This window comes from Stutzerimonas kunmingensis (assembly GCF_900114065.1).
In the GTDB taxonomy this organism is placed as follows: domain Bacteria; phylum Pseudomonadota; class Gammaproteobacteria; order Pseudomonadales; family Pseudomonadaceae; genus Stutzerimonas; species Stutzerimonas kunmingensis.
The window spans coordinates 139,934-159,418 of the sequence record NZ_FORS01000009.1 but is presented as its reverse complement, the minus strand read 5'-3'; the positions used below and the strand labels follow the sequence as shown (position 1 = coordinate 159,418).

Sequence of the window (19,485 nt, the reverse complement as noted above, 5' to 3'; positions counted from 1 at the left end):
AGCGAATCGGCTTTTAGCGCCTGCTCCAGCGTGGCGTGAAAAGGGCTGAGTTTGTTGAAGATCGCGCGGCGTTGGTAGACCGGCGGCTTGGCCTCAGGTGCTCTGACCCACTTGCGAATCGTGTTGCGCGCCAACCCGGTGCGCTTGGCTATCTCATGCAGCGACAGCTTGTCGCGGAAATACATCCGGCGGATTTTGCCCATCATTTCCATACTGATCACCCTGTGTTCTCCTGCTCAAAAATTGAGCAGAAGCAGTTGAACACCTGGGTCAGTTTTCAGTCGGCAGAACAGCCTCTACTGGGTCAGTTTTCGGTCAGCGGCAACACTAATAGACCTGGGGCGAGTTCAATTGTCAGAAGCTGCGGCTAGAGATGAGTTGTAAATCAGGGGGACAGGTAGGGCCTTTTGTTCTGGCCGGTACACGTCCTGGTACTACGGCTACGTGAAGAGCTGTCACGCAATCTAAAGGCGTTCACCTGAAAGACACTGCTGGCTCAGCCAGCGCAAAGCGGCTCAGACCTTAACGAGGCGCGTATCCAGGCCGAAGCGTTCTTGGCTGATCATTCGATACCTGCCCTCGGCCAGCTCGCGACTGACAAGCAAGTTCCAAGAGTGGCGAGTGACGGCGGATGGGATCAGTACGAACGGATGCTCGGCCAGCAGGGCGTCTGCAAATTTCTGCTGGTTAGGTGAAGCGGATGCACTCGTCAGCCAGATAGGATTGGGAACATCTTCAGGCTGTACGACCTTGATAAGGCTTTGATCGAGCACCTCGAAGCATGTGAGCACATGCGCAACCGTATCCAACGCATCGAAGCCGACATGCGCCGCCACCTCCAAGATGGCGGTTGAGGGATCTGCCGATGCGTATACAACGTTTCGCCCCGGAACGTTCCAGCGGCCACCCAGCTTGTGGGCACCAATGCCACTGTCCCAGGTGTCCTTGTAGAGCTCACGGTCGAGGCGCCATGCGTACCATGAGCCAGACCAGGGTAATGGGTTCACTGATAGACCCCGTACTCAATGCGCTCTAGATAGTCCTCGACTGCCTGAAACCCCACTGGGTTGTCGATAACGTCCAGCGGCACGTCACCGTCCAGATACTTGCAAGGGCGCCCTAGCCATTCTTCGGCCAGCTTTTGGGTGCCGAATACATTGATCGCGTGCTCCAGCACCTTCGCGTACTGGAAGGCCACGGCGCTCTGTTGGGAGTTGAGGTGTGCTGGTTGCTTGCTGCCCTGGCGCTGAATCGTCCTGATGGACTTGCCCACAATGCGACTCATGATCTTCTTCGTCGAATACAGATCAGAAATCGCAAGCATGTCTTGCACGTCTTTCAGGTTGAAGCCTTTGACCGTGAGCCTGTAGACCATGACCGGACTGAGCTGGTCAGAGTCACTTTGGAAAAGGTATTCCGTTGGCCTACGGGCGGCGGGTGCTGCCTTGCGGGTGCGAGTGTCGGCGGAAACCATAACGTATTCCTCCAGATGCGACATATGGCATTATTGTAGCGTCATTTGGCGCGTCATGCGGCAGGTAAGTGCCTCTGGTATCGCTCTGTTCGTGGTCTGAATCGATTGTGCGCATTCCTGACGCCCCATTCCGGGTGCTCGTTCCCGACTTGCGCAGTTGAGCTGCTCGGGTGAGTTTTCGTCCACCGACAGCAATGGCTGGGATAGACGCGTTCGTTACCTTTCTCGAGCCTGCTCGCTCTTTGCTATGCTGCCGGTCTACGCCGCGGGATTTAGTTGGCAGCAGCCTGCCGCCTCCCCTTGCGGACACCTCATCCAACCGTCTTTTGGAGTCGCGATGAAACATCATGTAGTGATCGAAGACTGGGAAGGCGATGGTGCCATTCGCCTGCCCCACGACGTTCTGCAGGAAATGGGAGTCGATGTTGGAAGCACGCTCTACCTGCTCGAGGAGTATGTAGGCACCACCCGTTGCCTGGTACTCAGTAAGACTCCACGCATTCCTGATCGCGTTGATGAGCTGGTTGGCCACTGGGAGTCCTTCGGCAAGATCGCAAGCGACTTGGGCTCCAAGGATGGATGAGCTGCTTCCAGCTCCCGAGGATTACTCCGCCGCATGGCGGCTGACCTCAACAAGTTCCAGCGGCAGGACGAAGCCCGGCGAGCTAGTGGTCAAAAACCGAGAATCCAGATTTCGTGTTTTGTGCCTTAGGTAACCGCCCTTAGGTAGCGTCAAGAGCCATAAACTGTAGACAACGACACAGGGCAAAGCCTCGATTTCACGGCACTTAGAGACGTTCAAGAGCATTACTAGTCAACCAAGATTCCTGTACCGTATTGGCCTCCGAAGGGGGTTCGAATCCCGCCGGATGCGCCATATAGATAGTCGTTTCGAGTCCCGCTCGAAACGCTCCGACAAAGCCCGCTCACTGCGGGCTTTGTCGTTTCTGCGCACCATCTTCAGACCGTTGCCCTCGATCGGCCAAAAGCCAATACAGGCAAGTGCAGGCCGCCCTGCCTGCATCGGGATGCTGATGCAAGGGAAACCTGCCATGCGGCGCCATCGGCCTGCGCCAACCTGACCTCACGCTCGTTTTAGACGCATCCAACGGGTGTTCTGTGAACCCGATCACCGAGCCTGCAGGACAACTGAACTTCAATGCGCCGACCAGGTCGCGCCATGCGCACCTTGCCCCCCACACACGACTTCAAGGAGGAAATCGCGTGCCCGTGCGCTATTACGCCCTCGTTTCGCTCTTCGCCGCGGCCCTGCTCACCGGCTGCACCGGCAACTACAAATTCAACGATGACCAATATCGTCCGCTGGGCGACCCGCAGGCTTTGAATCGCGGCCAGTGACCGCAAGGAGCGACACGACCATGGAACTGGTCTTCGATATGGTGGGCGCCCAGCAATTCGTGCCGGGTCTGCTGACCACCAAAACCTTCAAGCAGGCCGGCGGCGTGATCGGCCGGGCCGAAGGCTGCGATTGGGTGATCCCGGATCGCAAGCGCGTCCTCTCCGGGCGTCACGCGGTGATCAGCTACCGCGACGGCGCCTTCTTTCTCACCGACACCAGCAGCAACGGCGTCCAGCTCAAGGACAGTGGCGCCAGCCTGGTCAAGGGCCAGCCGCAGCGCATCGAGCATGGCAGCGTCTACTGCCTGGGCGACTTCGAGATCCGCGCCCGGCTGATTCAGGACCCGGCGCTGTTCGAAGGCGACATCGGCCGCCCGCAGCCGGCCGGCAGCATCATCCCCGACGACGCTTTTCTCGACCTCGATCCGCTGGTTGCCATGGATCAGCAGGAGCGCGTCTATGCCGAGGTAGACGACCTCGACCTCGCCCTGGTAGCGCCACAGCGCCAGGCGCAGCAGCGCGACTACGCGCGCATCGACATAGAAAGCCTGCCGTTGCCGGAGCTGGTCATGCCTCAGGCAGCGCCGGAAGCCAAGCGCGAAGCCGAGCCCGAACGACAGCCGCAGGGATTCTGGGCGCGTTTCGGCGAGGCGCTGGGCATCGATCTCGACGATCTCGATGAGGACCAGCGCCAGGCCCTGGCACTGACTGCCGCTCGCCTGCTCAAGCAGAGCGTCGGCGGCCTGCAGCAGAGCCTACGCACCCGCAGCGAGCTGAAGAACGAGTTGCGCCTGGCGTTGACCACTGTGCAGAGCGCCGGCAACAACCCACTCAAGCACAGTGCCGATATGGGTGAGGCCGTGAGCGCCCTGCTGCGCGGTGGCAAGCCCGGCCAGCTCTCGGCCGAACAGGCCATCGGACGCGCCTTCCGCGACCTGCAGGCGCATCAGGTGGCACTGCTGGCGGCCAGCCGCGCCGCCGTTCACGCCATGTTCGAACAGCTGGCGCCGGAGCAGCTGGCACTGCGTTTCGAACGCGAGGGCCGCAAGCCGCTGATCGCCACCGCCGGCAGTCGCTGGCGCGCCTACCGCCGGTTGCATCACAGCCTCGGCCAGGACGCCGACTGGAGCGAACGGCTGTTCGCCCGCGACTTCGCCAAGACCTATGAGGAGCAGGTGCGCCTGATCGCCACGCTCGATTCAACCCATCAAGGATGATCCCATGCCTCGTCGCATCACCCTGGCCATGCTGGCCTCGCTGCTCGTGCTGGGCGGCTGCTCGGCGCTGTCGCCGTACTCCAAGCTGACCAAGCTCGACCTCGAACTGCACGGCAGCGACCATCTCAATCCCGACCTCAACGGCCGGCCGTCGCCGATCGTGCTGCGCCTGCTGGAGCTCAAGCATCCGGTGGCGTTCGAAAACGGCGACTTCTTCGCCCTCTACCAGCGGCCCAAGGAAGCCCTGGCGCCAGACCTGGTGACCTCCGAGGAACTGGAACTGCGTCCCGGCGAAAGCCGCGAGCTGAAGCTATCGGTGCAGGAGGGCAGCCGCTATGTCGGCGTGCTGGCCGCCTACCGCGACCTGCCGGAAGCCAGCTGGCGCTACGTCATCGCCGTGCCGCCGCAAGAGCGCACCCGTGTCGCCCTAAGCCTGGATGAGCGCGGCATCGCGCTGTTCGACCCGCTCGCCGAAGAAGGAAAATAAGCATGAGCCTGCACAAGGTTGTCTGGCAGGAAGGCATGCTGCTGCGTCCGCAACACTTCCAGCAGAACGATCGCTACTACGATCACCAACTCAAGGCGCGCACCCAGAAGCTGGGCAGCTATGCCTGGGGTTTCTTCAATTTGGAGATCGACCGCCAGTTCCTCAACATGGGCAAGCTGGTGCTCAGCCAGGCCAGCGGCATCCTCCCGGACGGCACGCTGTTCGAGCTGGGCAGCGAGCGCGAGCCATTGGCGCTGGACATTCCGCCGAACACCGGCAGTACACCGGTATACCTCGCGCTGCCACTGGTTACCGGCAACCACATCGAAACGCGTCGTCCCGAACAGAAGGACGTGCTGGCGCGCTACACCGCCCATGAGCTGGATGTCGCCGACTCCAATGCCGGCGACAGCAGCACCAGCCAGGTCAGCACCGGGCTGCCGGATTTCCACCTGCTGCTGAGCGAGCAGCAGAGCGACCAGGCCTACGTGAAACTGCAGCTGTGCGAGGTGCTCGACACCACGCCGGACGGGGTCATTAGCCTCGACCCCGAGTTCATTCCGACCTACGTCAACTTCCAGGCCTCAGGCTATCTGCTGTCCTGCCTGAAGGAAGTGATCAGCATGCTCGCCCACCGCGGCGATACCCTCGCCGAGCGCATCAGCGCCACCGGCAAGGTCGGTGGCGCCGAGGTCGGCGACTTCATGATGCTGCAGCTGATCAACCGTCACGAACCGGTGCTGCGCCACTACCTGGGCGTGGAGCAGGTGCACCCGGAGCAGATCTACCGCGACCTGCTTGGCCTGCTCGGCGAGCTGGCGACCTTCTCCAGCGAGAGCAAGCGTCCGCGCCTGGACGGTCGTTACCAGCACAGTGACCAGGGCGCGAGCTTCCGCAAGCTGATGGACGCGATCCGCCAGGTGCTGTCGATGGTGCTCGAGCAGCACGCCATCGAACTGCTGCTGCAGCAGCGCCAGTACGGCATCCAGGTATCGCCACTGCACGATCACAAGCTGCTCGGCACGGCATCCTTCGTGCTCGCCGCCAGCGCCCAGTGCGATTCGGAAACCCTGCGCACCCGCCTGCCGGCGCACCTGAAGATCGGCCCGGTGGAGCGCATCCGCCAGCTGGTCAACCTGCATCTGCCGGGCATCCGCATCAAGCCGCTGCCGGTGGCGCCGCGGCAGATCCCCTTCCATGCCGGCAAGACCTATTTCGCGCTGGAACTCAGCGCCGAGGACCAGGCGCAGCTGGAGCGCTCCGGCGGCTTTGCCTTCCATGTGTCCGGTGACTTCACCGGGCTCGAACTGAAATTCTGGGCGGTCAGGGACTGAGCGACATGATCAAGGAAATGGATTACGGACAGGACGACCACACGGTCATCGTCAACCGCGCCGGCGAGGCCCCGGCACAGAGCCCGTTGACCGACTTCGACACCCCGCCTCGCTTCGAGCAGCTGGAGGAGCGGATGATCTACGCCGCCCGCCTGCGCCCGGCGGAAACCTTCAACATCAGTCTCAATCCGCTGGTGGCCGCCGCCTCGCCGCTGCTCTCGGAAGTGGTACGGCTCAAGCACAGCCTGGACAGCGAAGACCTGCAGGCACTGCACCGGCAATTGAGCAGCGCGATCAAGCTGTTCGAGCACCGCGCCCTGCACGACGGCGCCGAGAGCAGTCAGGTGATGGCGGCGCGCTACGTGCTCTGCACCATTCTCGACGAGGCCGTAGTGACCACGCCCTGGGGCAACGAGAGCGAATGGTCGCAGATGAGTCTGCTGTCCTCCTTCCACAACGAGACCTTCGGCGGCGAGAAGTTCTTCCAGCTGCTCGAGCGGCTATCGCGCAACCCGGTCAAGCACCTGCCGATGCTCGAACTGATGTACCTGTGCCTGTCCCTCGGCTTCGAGGGCAAGTACCGCGTGTTGCCGCGCGGCATGCTCGAGCTGGAAGCGGTGCGCGACAGCCTCTACCGGCAGATCAGGCAGATGCGTGGCGACATACCGCGCGAGCTGTCGCCGCACTGGGAGGGCCTCAAGGACACCCGCCGGCGCCTGGTGCGCATCGTGCCCTGGTGGATGGTCGCGCTGTTCACCCTGATGTGCCTCGGGGTGATCTACGGCGGTTTCGCCTGGGTGCTGGGCGAACAACGCGAGAGCGTGCTGCAACCCTATCGCTCGCTGGACATGGATGCCGGCGATTCCACCTTTTCAGGGATGAAATGAGATGAAGACGTTCTTCGGCAAAGTCGGCGCCGTGCTGCGCCGAACCTGGGTCTGGAGCCTGCTGCTGGTCCTGCTGCTGGCGGTTCTGGTGTGGTTCGTCGGGCCGCTGCTGGCGGTGAATGACCACCGCTTCTGGGAGTCATCCAGCAGCCGACTGCTGAGCATCAGCGTGCTGTTCCTCGGCTGGGGCCTGGCCATGGTCTTCGCCAGCTGGCGCGCCAGCGCGCGCAAGAAGCGCGATGCCGAGGACCAGGACGTTCAGGAGCAGCTGCGCCGCGACGGTCTGATCGGCGAGGAGCAACAGGAACTGCGCCATCGCTTCAAACAGGCGCTGCGCACCCTGAAAACCTCCAGCCTCTACCGCGGGCGCAGCGAGAAATGGCGCAGCGAGCTGCCCTGGTACTTGCTGATCGGCTCGCAGGGCAGCGGCAAGACCAGCCTGCTGGATTTCTCCGGGCTGGATTTCCCGCTCAATCGCAGCGAGCAGCAGCGCCTGACCAAGGACGTCTCCGGCACTCGCTACGCCGACTGGTACTTCGCCGATCATGCCGTGCTGATCGATACCGCCGGCCGCTATCTGACCCAGCCCGACGCCGCCGTCGACGGTAGCGCCTGGGACACCTTGCTCGGCCTGCTGCGCAAGCGCCGTGCCCGACCGCTCAACGGCGTACTGGTCAACCTGCCGGTGGATCAGCTGCTAGGCGGCAATGAACTGGAGCTGGAGAACCTTGCCCGTCAGGCTCGCCAGCGCCTGCATGAGATCCACCAGCGCCTGGGCGTCGATGTACCCGTCTATCTGGTGCTGAGCAAGGCCGATCGGATTCTCGGTTTCGACGAGTTCTTCGATCAGCTGTCCCGCGAGGAAAGCGATCAGGTGCTCGGCGTCAGCTTCCGTAAGGAGCAGAACGGCAGCGATGCGCAGGTGGTACGCGAGGAGTTCGAGGAACTGCTGCGCCGGCTGAACAGCCAGGTAATCATGCGCATGCACCAGGAACGTGACACCCAGCGCCGCGGACGCATCCTCGACTTTCCGCATCAGCTGGGGCAGATCGGCGAGCGCCTGAGCCTGTTCATCGAACTCGCGTTTGCCGGCAACCGCTATCAGCGTGCCAGCCAGCTACGTGGCTTCTACCTGACCAGCGCGCCACAGCTACGCGAAGGTCTCGACCCGCTCACTGCCGGCATCGGCCGCCAGCTCGGCCTGGCCAGCAGCGCATTGCCGACCTTCCGCAGCGGTCGTGCACGCTTCATCAATCAACTGCTCAGCCGGGTGATCTTTCCCGAAGCCGAACTGGCGGGCCTCGATCAGCGCGAGGTCCGCCGCATCGACTGGGGCCAGCGCGCGCTTTATGCAGGCGCCTTCGGTTGCCTGGTGCTGTTCGGCGGCGCCTGGGCACTGAACTTCTCCAGCAACCACGAGCGCCTGGAACAGCTGCGCGGCATCGCCCAGACGCTGGGTGGCGAACGCAAGACCATCGAGGCGGAAGCCAAGGCACTGCGCACCCTCAAGGCGCTGGACGCGAGCTACGCGGCGACCCAGATATTTCCGCCCAGGGACGATGTGTCCTGGCTACGCCGTGGTGGCCTGTATCAGGGCGAGGCGGTCGACCCGACATTGCACGACGCCTACCGTCGCAATCTGGAAACGCTGCTGCTTCCACGGGTCGGTCGGCAGCTGGAAGCGCAGATTCGCGCCAACCTGAACGACCGCGAACAGCTGCTCGGCAGCCTGCGCGCGTACCTCATGTTGAACCTGGCCGAGCGCCGTGATGCGGCGTTTCTCAAGGACTGGCTGGCCGCCGACTGGTCGCTGCGCCATCCCGGCAATGCCGTGGCACAGCAGGGACTCAACACGCACTTTGCGCGGCTGCTGGAAGAATCCTTTGCGCCGTATCAGCTGAACGACAATCTGGTGGCCAAGGCCCGTGCCCAGCTACGCAGCGAATCGCTGGCGGCGGTGGTGTACCGCATGCTGCGCGATCAGGCGCGCAACCTTCCCGACTACCGGCTCAACACGCGACTCGGCCCGCAGGCGCCACTATTCGTCGGTGGCGATTACACGATTCCCGGCTTCTATACCCAGCGCGGCTACCAAAAACTGTTCGTCGCTCAGGGCGCCGATCTGGTCAGCGAAATCCTCCGCGACAACTGGGTGCTGGGCGAAGGCGACAGCCTCAGCGCCAAGGACCTCGGCCGTCTGCTGGTGGAAATGGAGCAGCTGTACTTCCGCGATTATGCCGCGCACTGGAGTGAAGCGATCGCCCAGCTGAACATCCTCCCCGCCGGTAGTGCGGCCCTGGGTGCCGCGCAGCTCGCCGGGCTCACCGCTGCCAACTCGCCGCTGCTGCAACTGCTGCTGGAAGTACGCGAGAACACCCGCTTCGCCGGTCTGGCCGAGGCGACCGCCGGGGCCGGCGAGCTGGCCGAAGCGGCGCAAGGCGCGGGCGGCAAGCTCGGCAAGGCGGCCAAGCTGGCCACCGCTGCAGCCGAGCAGGCCCAGGCCGCCATGCTGAAGAATATCCCGGACACCGCGCGCAAGACCCTGGAGCGCCGCTTCGCACCGCTGCACCAGTTGCTCGATGAAAACGGCGCGGCCGGCCCCGAGTTGAGTGCCAGTCTGCACGCCCTTGACGCCCTGCAGCTGCAGCTGGCTTCCCTGGCCCATGCCAGCGCACCGGAACAGGCCGCCTTCGAAATGGCCAAGGCACGCATGGGCGGCCAGCGCGACGCCATCAACCAGCTGCGCGGCAGCGCTGCACGCCTGCCACAACCGGTCGGCAAGTGGCTGGGGCTGCTGGCCGAAGACAGCTGGTCGCTGGTGCTCACCGACGCCTACCACTACCTCAACCAGCGCTATCGCAACGAGCTCTACGCCAGCTACCGCGGTTCGCTGCGCGAGCGTTATCCGTTCAGCGCCCACAGCGCCAGCGACGTCGCCCTCGCCGACTTCCGCGAGTTTTTCAAGGCCCAGGGTCTGGCGGACAGCTTCTTCGAGCGCTACCTCAAACCCTTCGTCAGCGGCAGCGCTGGCCAGTATCAGCTGCGCCGGGTCGACGGTCGCGGTCTGCCGCTGTCCGAGCAGTTCCTCGCGCAGATGAGCCGGGCGCAGACCATTCGCCGCAGCTTCTTCGCCGAGAACCCCAACGAGCCGCTGATCCTGTTCAAACTCGAGCCCTATTCGCTGGATTCAAGCCTGGGTCGTGCCGACTTCCGCTTCGGCAACCAGCAGATGGAATACCGCCACGGGCCGATTGTGCAGACCGCGTTCCGCTGGCCGGCCGAAGCCGACGACGGACGCACCAGCCTGGTGGTCGAAGAACTCGGCGGCCGTCGCGTGGGTATCGAGAAGAACACCGGGCCCTGGTCGCTGTTCCGCCTGATCGACCTGATGCAGGTCGACTACCACAGCGGCCGCGACGTGTTGATGCTCAAGGCCGATCTCGGCGGCCTGCGCGCCAATTACCTGCTGCATGCGCAGCGCTCGCCGAATCCGTTCGACCTCGCGCTGCTGCGCGGCTTCAAGCTGCCGGCGACGCTGTGATGAACGCAACGGCATGCAGCTGGCGCAGCGCCGCGCGCACCGACACCGGCAAGGTGCGGGCGCGCAACGAAGATGCCTTTCTCGACCTGCCGCAGGCCGGGCTCTGGGCCGTGGCCGACGGCATGGGCGGACACCAGAACGGAGCCCTGGCCAGTCGCCTGATCATCGAGCAGCTGGCCGAGCTTTCCAGCGGCGGCGATCTGCCGGAGCGACTGCGGGCGTTGCGGCGCTGTCTGCACGAGCTCAATCGCCGGCTCAGCCAGGAACTGACGGTCACCGCAGAGCGCCCGGACCCGGTGATTGGCAGCACCGTGGTCGCCCTGCTCATGGGAGGTGACCGCGCCGCGTGCATCTGGGCCGGCGACAGCCGCTGCTACCTGTGGCGCAGCGGCCGTCTCTATCAGCTGTCACGCGACCACTCGCTGTTGCAGCAACTGATCGACGAGCAGCAGCTCAGCCCCGAGCTAGCCGCCAAACACCCAGCCGCCCATGCGTTGACCCGCGCCATCGGCGCCAGCGAGAAGCTGGAGCTGGATATCCTCGAATTCGCCGTATTCCCGGGCGACACGCTGCTGCTGTGCAGCGATGGGCTCTACCAGAGCATGTCCGCCGACGCGCTCGGCGCCGCACTCAGCCTGCCGTCCACGCAGCTGGCGCTGGAACGGCTGTTTCGCCAGGCACTCAAGGGCCCGGCGCGAGACAATCTCAGCGCCGTGGTGATCCGCCGATGAATGCCCAGCCCGCCTGCGATCTCACCTATTTTGCGCTCGCATCGACCGCGGCCACGCCGGTTTCGGTGGAACCGAAGACGCCTGTCGGCGAACTGCCGGACGTGCTCGGCGGCCGCTACCGGATCGAACGCCTGCTCGGCGTCGGCGGCATGGGTGCGGTCTATCGCGCCCGTGACCTGCTGCGCGAACAGTTCGGCGATCCGGAACCCTACGTGGCGCTGAAGACGCTCAGCGAGGATTTCGCCGAATACCCCGATGCCAGCGCCCTGCTCTACAGCGAGTACGCGCTGACCACACGCCTCAGCCATCGGCATGTGGTGCGCCTGTATAACTTCGACATTGACCCAAGCAGCCAGCGCGCCTTTATCACTCTAGAACTGCTTAAGGGCCCGACCCTCGACCAGCTGCTCTGCGAACGCCCGCAGGGCATGCCTTGGAGCGAACTGCAGGGCATCGCGCTACCACTGCTGGAAGCGCTTACCTACTCCCACAGCCTGGGCGTGCTGCATGGCGACCTGAAACCGAGCAACGTAATGCTCGCCGATGACGGCCTGCGCCTGTTCGACTATGGCCTCGGCCAACCGCTGGAAGGCCTGCTTCCCGGTTTGCCGCGCCTGTGCCGCACGCGCTTCGCCGCCTGGACGCCGCGTTATGCAGCCCTGGAACTGCTCGACGGCGGCGAGCTGACCGCCGCGTCGGATGTGTACGCCCTGGCCTGCGTGCTCTATGAACTGGCCAGCGGCAGCCACCCTTATCGCAGGCTCAGCGCCCGCCAGGCCAAGGCCATGGAGCTGGATCGCGCGCTGCAACGGCCGCCTCAGCTGCCCGCGCACTGCTGGCCGGCGCTGCGTCTGGCGCTGGCATTCGACGAAGCGCAGCGCAGCATCGATGCGGCGGGCCTGTTGCACGCCTTCAGCCGCCCCGCACCGAGCCGTTGGCAGCGCTGGTTCGGCCACTCCCACGGATGACATCAGGACAAGGACAGCCCAATGTTCAACGCGGCCAATGAAACCCACTTCAGCCTGACCCTAGAAGGCGTCGATCACGACTTTAAGGTGCTCGAATTCCGGGGCCGCGAGGCCATCAGCCAGCCCTATCGTTTCGACCTGGAACTGGTCAGCGAGCGCCCCGACCTCGACCTGCAGGCACTGCTGCATAAACCCGCCTTTCTTGCCTTCGACCCCGCCGGCATGGGCATCCACGGCCTGGTCCACCGCATCGCCCAGGGTGAATCAGGCAAGCGCCTGACCCGCTATCGGCTCACGCTGGTGCCGCAGCTGGCCTACCTCGCCCATCGCACCAACCAGCGCATCTTCCAGCACCTCAGCGTGCCGCAGATCATCGCCCAGGTACTCGAGGAACACGGCATCCAGGCCGATGCCTACCGCTTCCAGCTCGGCCCGGTGATCTACCCGCCGCGCGAGTACTGCGTGCAGTACGACGAATCGGATCTGCACTTCATCCAACGCCTGTGCGAGGAAGAAGGTATCCATTACCACTTCGAGCACAGCACCAGAGGCCACGTGCTGGTCTTCGGCGACGACCAGACCAGCTTCGCCCGACTCGGCCAGCCGACCGCCTATCTGCAGGACAACGGCATGACGGCCGACGAGCCGGTGATCAAGCGCTTCGCCGTGCGCGTCGCGACACGCACCAGCCGGGTCAGCCGCCGTGATTACGACTTCGAACAACCCAGGCTGCTGATGGAGGCAGCCCACCGCGGCGAACCGGCGGCAAACGCCATGCCGCAGCCCGACCTGGAGGACTACGACTACCCCGGCCGCTTTGCCGCGCGCGCCCGCGGCAAACACCTCTCGCAACGCGCGCTGGAGCGCCACCGCCACGACTACCGCCTGGCCGAGGGCAACAGTGACCAGCCGCGGCTGGTCAGTGGCCATCTGCTGGAAATCTCCGACCACCCGCGCCGCGAATGGAACGACCTGTGGCTGCTTACCGAAGTGCTGCACGAAGGCAAGCAGCCACAGGTGCTGGAAGAGTCGGTCACCAGCCATGTCGATACCGGTGACGGTTTCACTCAGGGCTACCGCAACCACTTCACCGCTACGCCCTGGGATATCCCTTTCCGCCCGGCACTTAACCATCCGAAACCGAAAGTCCTCGGCAGCCAGACCGCCGTGGTCACCGGCCCGGCGGGCGAAGAAATCCACTGCGACCAGTACGGTCGCGTGCGCGTTCAATTCCACTGGGATCGCGAAGGCCAGGCCGACGACAAGACCAGCTGCTGGCTGCGCGTCTCCTCCATCTGGGCCGGCGGCCGCTACGGCGGCATCGCCATCCCGCGGGTCGGGATGGAAGTGCTGGTGACCTTCCTCGAAGGCGATCCCGATCAACCGCTGGTGACCGGCTGCCTGTACCACAAGGAGCATCAGGTTCCTTACGACCTGCCGGCGAACAAGACCCGCACGGTGTTCAAGACCCTGAGCAGCCCGGGTGGTGGCGGCTACAACGAGCTGCTCATCGAAGACCGCAAGGGCGCCGAACAGATCTACCTCCACGCCCAGCGCGACTGGGACGAGAACATCGAGCACGACCAGAAGATCCGCGTCGGCCACGAACGTCACGACACCGTGGAGGCCAACAGCTACAGCGAGTTCAAGGCCGAAGAACACCTGATCGTTGCCGGCGATCGCAAGGTCGAAGTCAAACCCGACGACCACCTCACTGTCGGCCAGACCCAACACATCAAGCTCGGCACCGCCCAACTGACCAAGGCCGGCCGTGAGATCCACCTCAAGGCCGGGCAAAAGATGGTCATCGAAGCCGGTGTCGAACTGACCCTCAAGGCCGGAGGAAGCTTCATCAAGCTCGATCCGGGCGGCATCACCGTCTCCGGCCCGCTGGCGCGAATCAACGCCGGCGGCGCACCGGGCAAGGGCTCGGGGATCAAGATCAAGCCACCGGTACTGCCAGGGGTCGCGGACAGCGACAAGGCCGGGAGCTTGTTGGAGCAGGCACTGCCGGCCGAGGCGGACAGCCTGCTCCGCAAACGCAAGCGCTCGCTCAATTTCTCGGGCTAAGAACAGTGCCGGCTGCGCAGCCGGATCGAACGCAAGGAAGCATCGAACATGGCCGAACACAAGCCGATCAATTGGGCTTACCCGTTTCCCAGCAAGGACACCAGCCACAATCCGCTGCAACTGCTTACACATATGGCCCAGGCCAAAGGCGGGTTCTACCCCACCGGCGAAAACGGCTTATGGCATGGCGGCGTGCATTTCGACGAAGGCACGAGTGCTGCATTCGACCAGTCGAGCGTGCGCTGTATCGCCGACGGAGAAGTAATTGCCTACCGCATCGATGAGCGCTACCCGGTCAGCGAATTCACCGACGAGATTCCCATGGTCAAACGAGCACCCTTTTCCACGGGGTTCGTTCTGGTCAAGCACAGCCTGCAGCCGCCGCCGCTGAAGAACGCTGACGGCAGCATCGTCGAAGGACAAACCCCTCCAAGCCTCGCTCTCTACAGCCTGTACATGCACCTGCTGGATTGGGCGGGCTACCAGGCACAAGCGGACCTTCCGCGCCCCTCCTTCTGGGAAACCAAACGCTATACCGTGAATACGCAGCACGATGGCCTGAGCGTTCGCGCAGGCCCGAGCAAGCACACCACCAAGCTGTCGGAGCTATCCAAGGGTGCCGAGATCACCATCGGCGAGACGGAAGGCGAGTTCACCAAGCTGGTCAGCCTGATCAGCGGGACGGCACAACCCGCCCTATCAGCCGACGACGAGGGGCAACTGCCCGGCTATGTATCCACCAGCTTGCTCAAACCGCACAGCGCGCCAGCGGAATACGGCAAGGTCATCGTTCTCGACAGCGGGTTGCCGATCAAGGCGGGTGACCTTATTGGCCATCCCGGCCTGTACCAGAAGCACGACAGCGCCGCTCAGCGCATGGTCCATGTCGAACTGTTCAGCTGCGACGATGTGCCCGCCTTTATCGCCCGGAGCCGCGCCTGGGCCAGCCGCTTGCCGGACGACAAGAAAACCCTGCTCAAGGTCTACAAAGGTGCGAGCAAACTGATCACCCATCGGGACGATATCAATGCCGAGAACCCGCCCAAGTTGGACGAAGATGGCACGCAGATCGGCGTCGACCTGATCATTCCGCAGTCCTTGCTGGATGGGCTCCCCACTTCGAGAAAAATCCAGGCCAAGGATGGCGCGGACAACACTATGCACTGGTGGCGGCTGGAGGGCCTGTTCGCCGACGCTAATGGCAACCCCATCGACGGCTGGCTCGCCGAGCAGGAGCTCATTACTACTCGTCATAGCCCGTGGGAGTGGGAAGGCTTCCAGTGCATCGAGGAAACCGGAACGCCCGTCGAAAAGCTTGCCTACGCCTTCAATGCCAGAGGCCTGCTGAGCGCGGACGAACAGCACAACTATCGGGCGAAGATCAGCAAGGCCGATGGCGGTCCCATCTTGGCGCTGGCCCGGCTGCATGACATCGTCGACACCGATAAGGACGGTGTGCTGACCAGCAAGGAAATCCGTACCGCGCTAGCCAAGCCGTGGCAGGCGCAGGCCCTCGGTCAGTTGATCATCCGCTATGAAAGCGAGTGGCACTGGAACAAGAGTAAGTGGGATGAGCTTGATCCGTTGCTAGAGGAAGATGCTGGAAAGCCGAATCTAATTTGGCAGACTGAAAAGCAGCGGATCAAGACGCTGAGCTGGTGGGCTGTTGTTGCGGAAGCGTTAGATTTTAGCCCGACCGGGAATGTTTGGCATGTTCAGCCTTACTCGCTGCCGCTTATCTTCAACGGCAAGCCCAAAGATCTGATTACTTTAGAAATGCTAAAAACAGCAAATTCTCAAATCAGCGATGACTATGCCAAAGCCATACTTCCCCACCTCAACAAATACGCATTGCTATACAACATAAACACGCCACTGCTTATTGCGCATTTCCTAAGCCAAGTAGGCCATGAAAGCGGCTTCAAAGTGAAATCCGAGAACCTAAGTTACTCTGCCAAGCGCATGCGAGAAGTATTTGGCTGCCGGAACAATATACGCGGTTACGATACGAGCACGGACGACTGCAAGATATTCCCTAGGCTTAGGCCAAAGCTATGGACCGAGCCCGCCAAATATGAAAGAAACCCAGAAAACCTAGGCAGCTATGTTTATTCTGGCCGAAACGGAAACGGTGATGAAGAAAGCCGTGATGGATATAAATATCGTGGCCGTGGGATAATTCAGCTTACCGGCAAAAACAATTACATCGCCTACACTCGCATACATAATGAAAAAAATGAGCAAGACCACCAAGACTTTGTAAAAAATCCAGATCTGGTTACCAGCAATCTTCAATATGGTATTGAATCCGCCTTCGTCTGGTGGGAAATCAATAATGTGAACAGAAGAATTCTTAACTCTTATAATGCAAGAACCGAGAGAAATATTACCGATCACGTCGCGGACGTTTCTGCAATCGTTAACGGCGGAACAATCGGACTACCCGAACGCGTCCGACTCTTCAAGTCGCTCCGTGGACTTCTGAACAATGAACCTACTTAAATCATTACTTATTTCGATCCTCCTAGTTAATACTTCTTTTGCCGAAGACCTGACCCAGCACCTATCTCCCAGATTTTTTGGAAGCAATGAAATACAGTTTTCTTATAGCGTCACCGACGGAGATGAAAAGGCCCTAACGGCAGCGTTAATCCTAGAGGGAGAGCGCCGGGTGTTTCTTCCTGCGCAATGTGACCCGGAGGGTGGACAACCTTCGCTTAGTAGCGCCTATTCTCTCGCGCTACCCGACGGGACTGCTGCATTAGTTATTACCTGCTCTTATGATCTAAACCATAGCGGTTTAGACATCAAAGGAACGCAATATGTCAGTTACGTATTTAAAGAGCTTGCTGGCTCAATCGTAAGGGCGGAGGCTCTTGAACGGCTTATCTCTGGTTACGAGGGAACCGCAGAGCAGGAAGAAAAACAATATTTTTTTTATAGGAAAAGCGAACTATCCAAACGAAAAGTGAAAGATGGAAAAATTGATTCTGTAGAACTTATCCATAAAGTAGTTCTCGACAGACTGGAAGATCACGACTATGGAGCAATCAGAGCTTATGCTTCCGATAAAAACATCGAAATAACAATCAGTAAGCCACCGGTTAACAAATCCGAAATCCCGATCTATAACGATATCGGTTACGCGCTAGCTGAAGCGCGTGATTTTGACTTAGCGCTTGAAGTGCTTCTAAACGTTGAACACATTGCACCTGAACGCACTGTCCTTATGCTGAACATTGCTGATAGCTTTTGGGGAAAAGGGCTCCAAGAAAAGGCGAAACATTACTACGCGAAGTATGCTTCAAAAATGAAAAAATCCGGAAGGGATAAACTAATACCCTTCAGAGTAACCGCACGATTGTCGACCGCAGCACAGTGATACAGAGATGTCTATGTGACGGCCATAGGTTTCGAACAAAGCGATCTACGGTTAGCTAGTTTTTGGCCATCAAAACCGAGCAACCGGCACATTGCTATCACCCATCAAACCTGCCATAAACGCACTTTCGCCATGACGCTACAAGGAAGTACCGATGCGATTGCTGCGACGCGCCCTGCGCGGGCTGGTGTTGCTGGCCCTGCTTGCGGCCGGGGTTGGTTTGTATTTCGTGGCCTATCCGAACCTGCCGGACTATCAGCCTCCGGCTCGACTTAACTACCTCGATCAATGGAGCGAGGCGGACCGGCAGACCTATTACTACACGCCGCAAGGCACGCAGGTTAAAGGGCTGGAGTACGAGTGGTTCGTCGCGCTGGAGCTGCCCTTCAGCCAGGATAGGTTCGCCACGCCCGACTACCTCGCCCGCTTCGGATTTCTGGTCGATCCCGCGCAAAAGGCCACCGCGCGGAACCCCGGCAACCTGCCAGTCGGCTTTGCCCGCCGTGAAGATGACGAGACCGGTCGCGCCTATCTGGATGTGACCTGCGCGGCCTGCCACACCGGCGAGTTGCGCTACGAGGGGCAGGCCATTCGTATCGACGGTGGCGCGGCGATGCATTCGCTGGCCTCCACCGTGCCGACCCTGCGCGGTGGCGCCTTTGGCCAGGCGCTGGGCATGAGCATGGCCTTCACCTATTACAACCCGCTCAAGTTCCGTCGCTTCGCCGAGCAGGTGCTGGGCGAGCGTTACGAGCAGGACCGCGCGCAGTTGCGCCACGACTTCAAGCAGGTGCTCGACCGTCTGCTCGGCACCGCCTACAACGACTGGCACCGCGGGCTCTACCCCACCGAAGAAGGCTTCGGCCGTACCGATGCGTTCGGCCGCATCGCCAACAGCGTGTTCGGCGATGCCATCGATCCGGCGAACTACCGCGTGGCCAACGCGCCGGTGAGCTACCCGCATCTGTGGGATATCTGGAAGTTCGACTGGGTGCAGTGGAACGGCTCGGCCATGCAGCCGATGGCACGCAATATCGGCGAGGCGCTGGGTGTTGGCGCCACACTGCGGCTGCTACACGAGAACGGCCAGCCCGTCGCCGAAGCCGAGCGCTACGCATCGGGCGTTCGCGTACGCGACCTGCACAGGCTGGAAACCACGCTCATGCAGCTGGCCCCGCCTCGCTGGCCCGAAGATGTGCTGGGCGCGATCGATCTCAAGCAGGCGAGCCTCGGTCGCGCGCTGTACAAGGAAAACTGCGCGCATTGCCACGACGCCAGGCCCAAGCCGGTCGACAAGCGCTTCGCTGCCGAGCGCGACCCCGAGTGGCGCATGAAGGTGATCCCCACCTCCTTCGTCGGTACCGATCCGACCACGGCCGACAATATCGCCGACCACCGCTTCGACCTGACCCGCCTGGGCTGGACTCAGGACGAGCTGGATCGTCTGGATGTGCGGCTGTATGGCGCGTCATCCAGCCCGCTCGATCTCGCCAGCCTGTCCAGCGCCAAGGGGCTGGCCTATATCACCGCCTATGTCGAAGAGCGCGCCTACCGTGACGCCGGCATCGGCGAGACCGAGCGCGCGGAATTCGACGGCTTCGGCCTGCCGATTGGCGTGCAGGAACTGCGCGGCTACAAGGCACGTCCGCTGGACGGCATCTGGGCGACGCCACCGTTCCTGCATAACGGCTCGGTCCCCACCTTGTTCCAGCTGCTGTCGCCGGTCGCCGAACGGCAGAAGCAGTTCTGGGTGGGTAGTCGCGAATACGACCCGCAGCACGTAGGTATCCGCACCGAGCGTTTCGACGGCGGCTTTCTGCTGGATACCGCGATCACCGGCAACAGCAACCGCGGCCATGAATTCCGCGCCGGCTGCCGCGGTAACGGCGTGATCGGCCGGGCACTGGCACCGCACGAGCGCTGGGCGCTGGTCGAGTACCTCAAGGTGCTCGGCGACCCCCGCGTCGAACCGCGTCTCGAGGAATTGCCGGCGCGCCCCCACAACCCCGGCCCAAGCTGCCCCTGACCTGCCCCC

At 62.2% G+C, this 19,485-nt stretch carries 15 protein-coding genes and 1 pseudogene; 13 read left to right on the top strand and 3 right to left on the bottom strand.

Annotation, left to right across the window (positions count from 1 at the left end; all coding sequences use genetic code 11):
- From BM275_RS18800 to BM275_RS18790, 3 genes and pseudogenes are all read right to left on the bottom strand, one after another.
- Positions 1-203: pseudogene (locus tag BM275_RS18800) on the bottom strand (IS21 family transposase); the annotation flags it as partial.
- Between the two features lie 312 nt (positions 204-515).
- A complete protein-coding gene (locus tag BM275_RS18795) occupies positions 516-1,007 on the bottom strand; it encodes an RES family NAD+ phosphorylase (RefSeq protein WP_017676524.1) in 492 nt (163 codons plus the stop codon).
- A complete protein-coding gene (locus tag BM275_RS18790; protein WP_003288362.1) occupies positions 1,004-1,474 on the bottom strand; it encodes an antitoxin Xre/MbcA/ParS toxin-binding domain-containing protein in 471 nt (156 codons plus the stop codon). The genes BM275_RS18795 and BM275_RS18790 overlap by 4 nt, the downstream gene beginning before the upstream one ends.
- 337 nt (positions 1,475-1,811) lie before the next feature.
- Here BM275_RS18790 and BM275_RS18785 point away from each other — a divergent pair, with 337 nt between their 5' ends.
- From BM275_RS18785 to BM275_RS18730, 13 genes are all read left to right on the top strand, one after another.
- Complete coding sequence (locus BM275_RS18785; protein ID WP_017676523.1) at positions 1,812-2,057, top strand: hypothetical protein; 246 nt, start codon at positions 1,812-1,814, stop codon at positions 2,055-2,057.
- Positions 2,058-2,698: 641 nt separating this feature from the next.
- Positions 2,699-2,833, top strand: coding sequence for a hypothetical protein (locus BM275_RS18780; protein ID WP_014822124.1), 135 nt, complete (start codon positions 2,699-2,701; stop codon positions 2,831-2,833).
- A 20-nt stretch (positions 2,834-2,853) separates the two neighbouring features.
- Positions 2,854-4,050 carry a type VI secretion system-associated FHA domain protein TagH gene (tagH, locus tag BM275_RS18775; RefSeq protein WP_090522910.1) on the top strand — a complete coding sequence of 399 codons (1,197 nt, stop codon included), beginning with the start codon at positions 2,854-2,856 and terminating at the stop codon, positions 4,048-4,050.
- Positions 4,051-4,054: 4 nt separating this feature from the next.
- Positions 4,055-4,537: a type VI secretion system lipoprotein TssJ gene (gene tssJ, locus BM275_RS18770; RefSeq protein ID WP_090522908.1), complete on the top strand. Its 483-nt coding sequence runs from the start codon at positions 4,055-4,057 to the stop codon at positions 4,535-4,537.
- Positions 4,538-4,539: 2 nt separating this feature from the next.
- Positions 4,540-5,871, top strand: a complete 1,332-nt coding sequence (gene tssK / locus BM275_RS18765; RefSeq protein ID WP_090522906.1) for a type VI secretion system baseplate subunit TssK — start codon at positions 4,540-4,542, stop codon at positions 5,869-5,871.
- A gap of 5 nt (positions 5,872-5,876) precedes the next feature.
- Entirely contained in the window at positions 5,877-6,758 is an 882-nt protein-coding gene (gene icmH, locus BM275_RS18760) for a type IVB secretion system protein IcmH/DotU (protein WP_041015473.1), read from the top strand.
- Position 6,759: 1 nt separating this feature from the next.
- The gene (tssM, locus tag BM275_RS18755; RefSeq protein ID WP_090522904.1) at positions 6,760-10,299 is read left to right on the top strand and encodes a type VI secretion system membrane subunit TssM; all 3,540 of its coding nucleotides are present in this window, start codon (positions 6,760-6,762) and stop codon (positions 10,297-10,299) included.
- A complete protein-coding gene (locus BM275_RS18750) occupies positions 10,299-11,030 on the top strand; it encodes a PP2C family protein-serine/threonine phosphatase (RefSeq protein WP_090522902.1) in 732 nt (243 codons plus the stop codon). Before tssM ends, BM275_RS18750 begins: the two co-directional genes overlap by 1 nt.
- Positions 11,027-11,998: a serine/threonine-protein kinase gene (locus BM275_RS18745; protein ID WP_090522900.1), complete on the top strand. Its 972-nt coding sequence runs from the start codon at positions 11,027-11,029 to the stop codon at positions 11,996-11,998. Before BM275_RS18750 ends, BM275_RS18745 begins: the two co-directional genes overlap by 4 nt.
- Before the next feature lie 21 nt (positions 11,999-12,019).
- Positions 12,020-14,068 carry a type VI secretion system Vgr family protein gene (locus BM275_RS18740; protein ID WP_090522898.1) on the top strand — a complete coding sequence of 683 codons (2,049 nt, stop codon included), beginning with the start codon at positions 12,020-12,022 and terminating at the stop codon, positions 14,066-14,068.
- Positions 14,069-14,116: 48 nt separating this feature from the next.
- A complete protein-coding gene (locus BM275_RS18735; RefSeq protein WP_090522896.1) occupies positions 14,117-16,570 on the top strand; it encodes a hypothetical protein in 2,454 nt (817 codons plus the stop codon).
- On the top strand, positions 16,557-17,450 hold the full coding sequence (locus tag BM275_RS22140) for a tetratricopeptide repeat protein (RefSeq protein ID WP_139229587.1): 894 nt from the start codon (positions 16,557-16,559) through the stop codon (positions 17,448-17,450). The genes BM275_RS18735 and BM275_RS22140 overlap by 14 nt, the downstream gene beginning before the upstream one ends.
- Before the next feature lie 154 nt (positions 17,451-17,604).
- The gene (locus BM275_RS18730) at positions 17,605-19,476 is read left to right on the top strand and encodes a di-heme-cytochrome C peroxidase (protein ID WP_090522894.1); all 1,872 of its coding nucleotides are present in this window, start codon (positions 17,605-17,607) and stop codon (positions 19,474-19,476) included.
- Positions 19,477-19,485 lie beyond the last annotated feature (9 nt).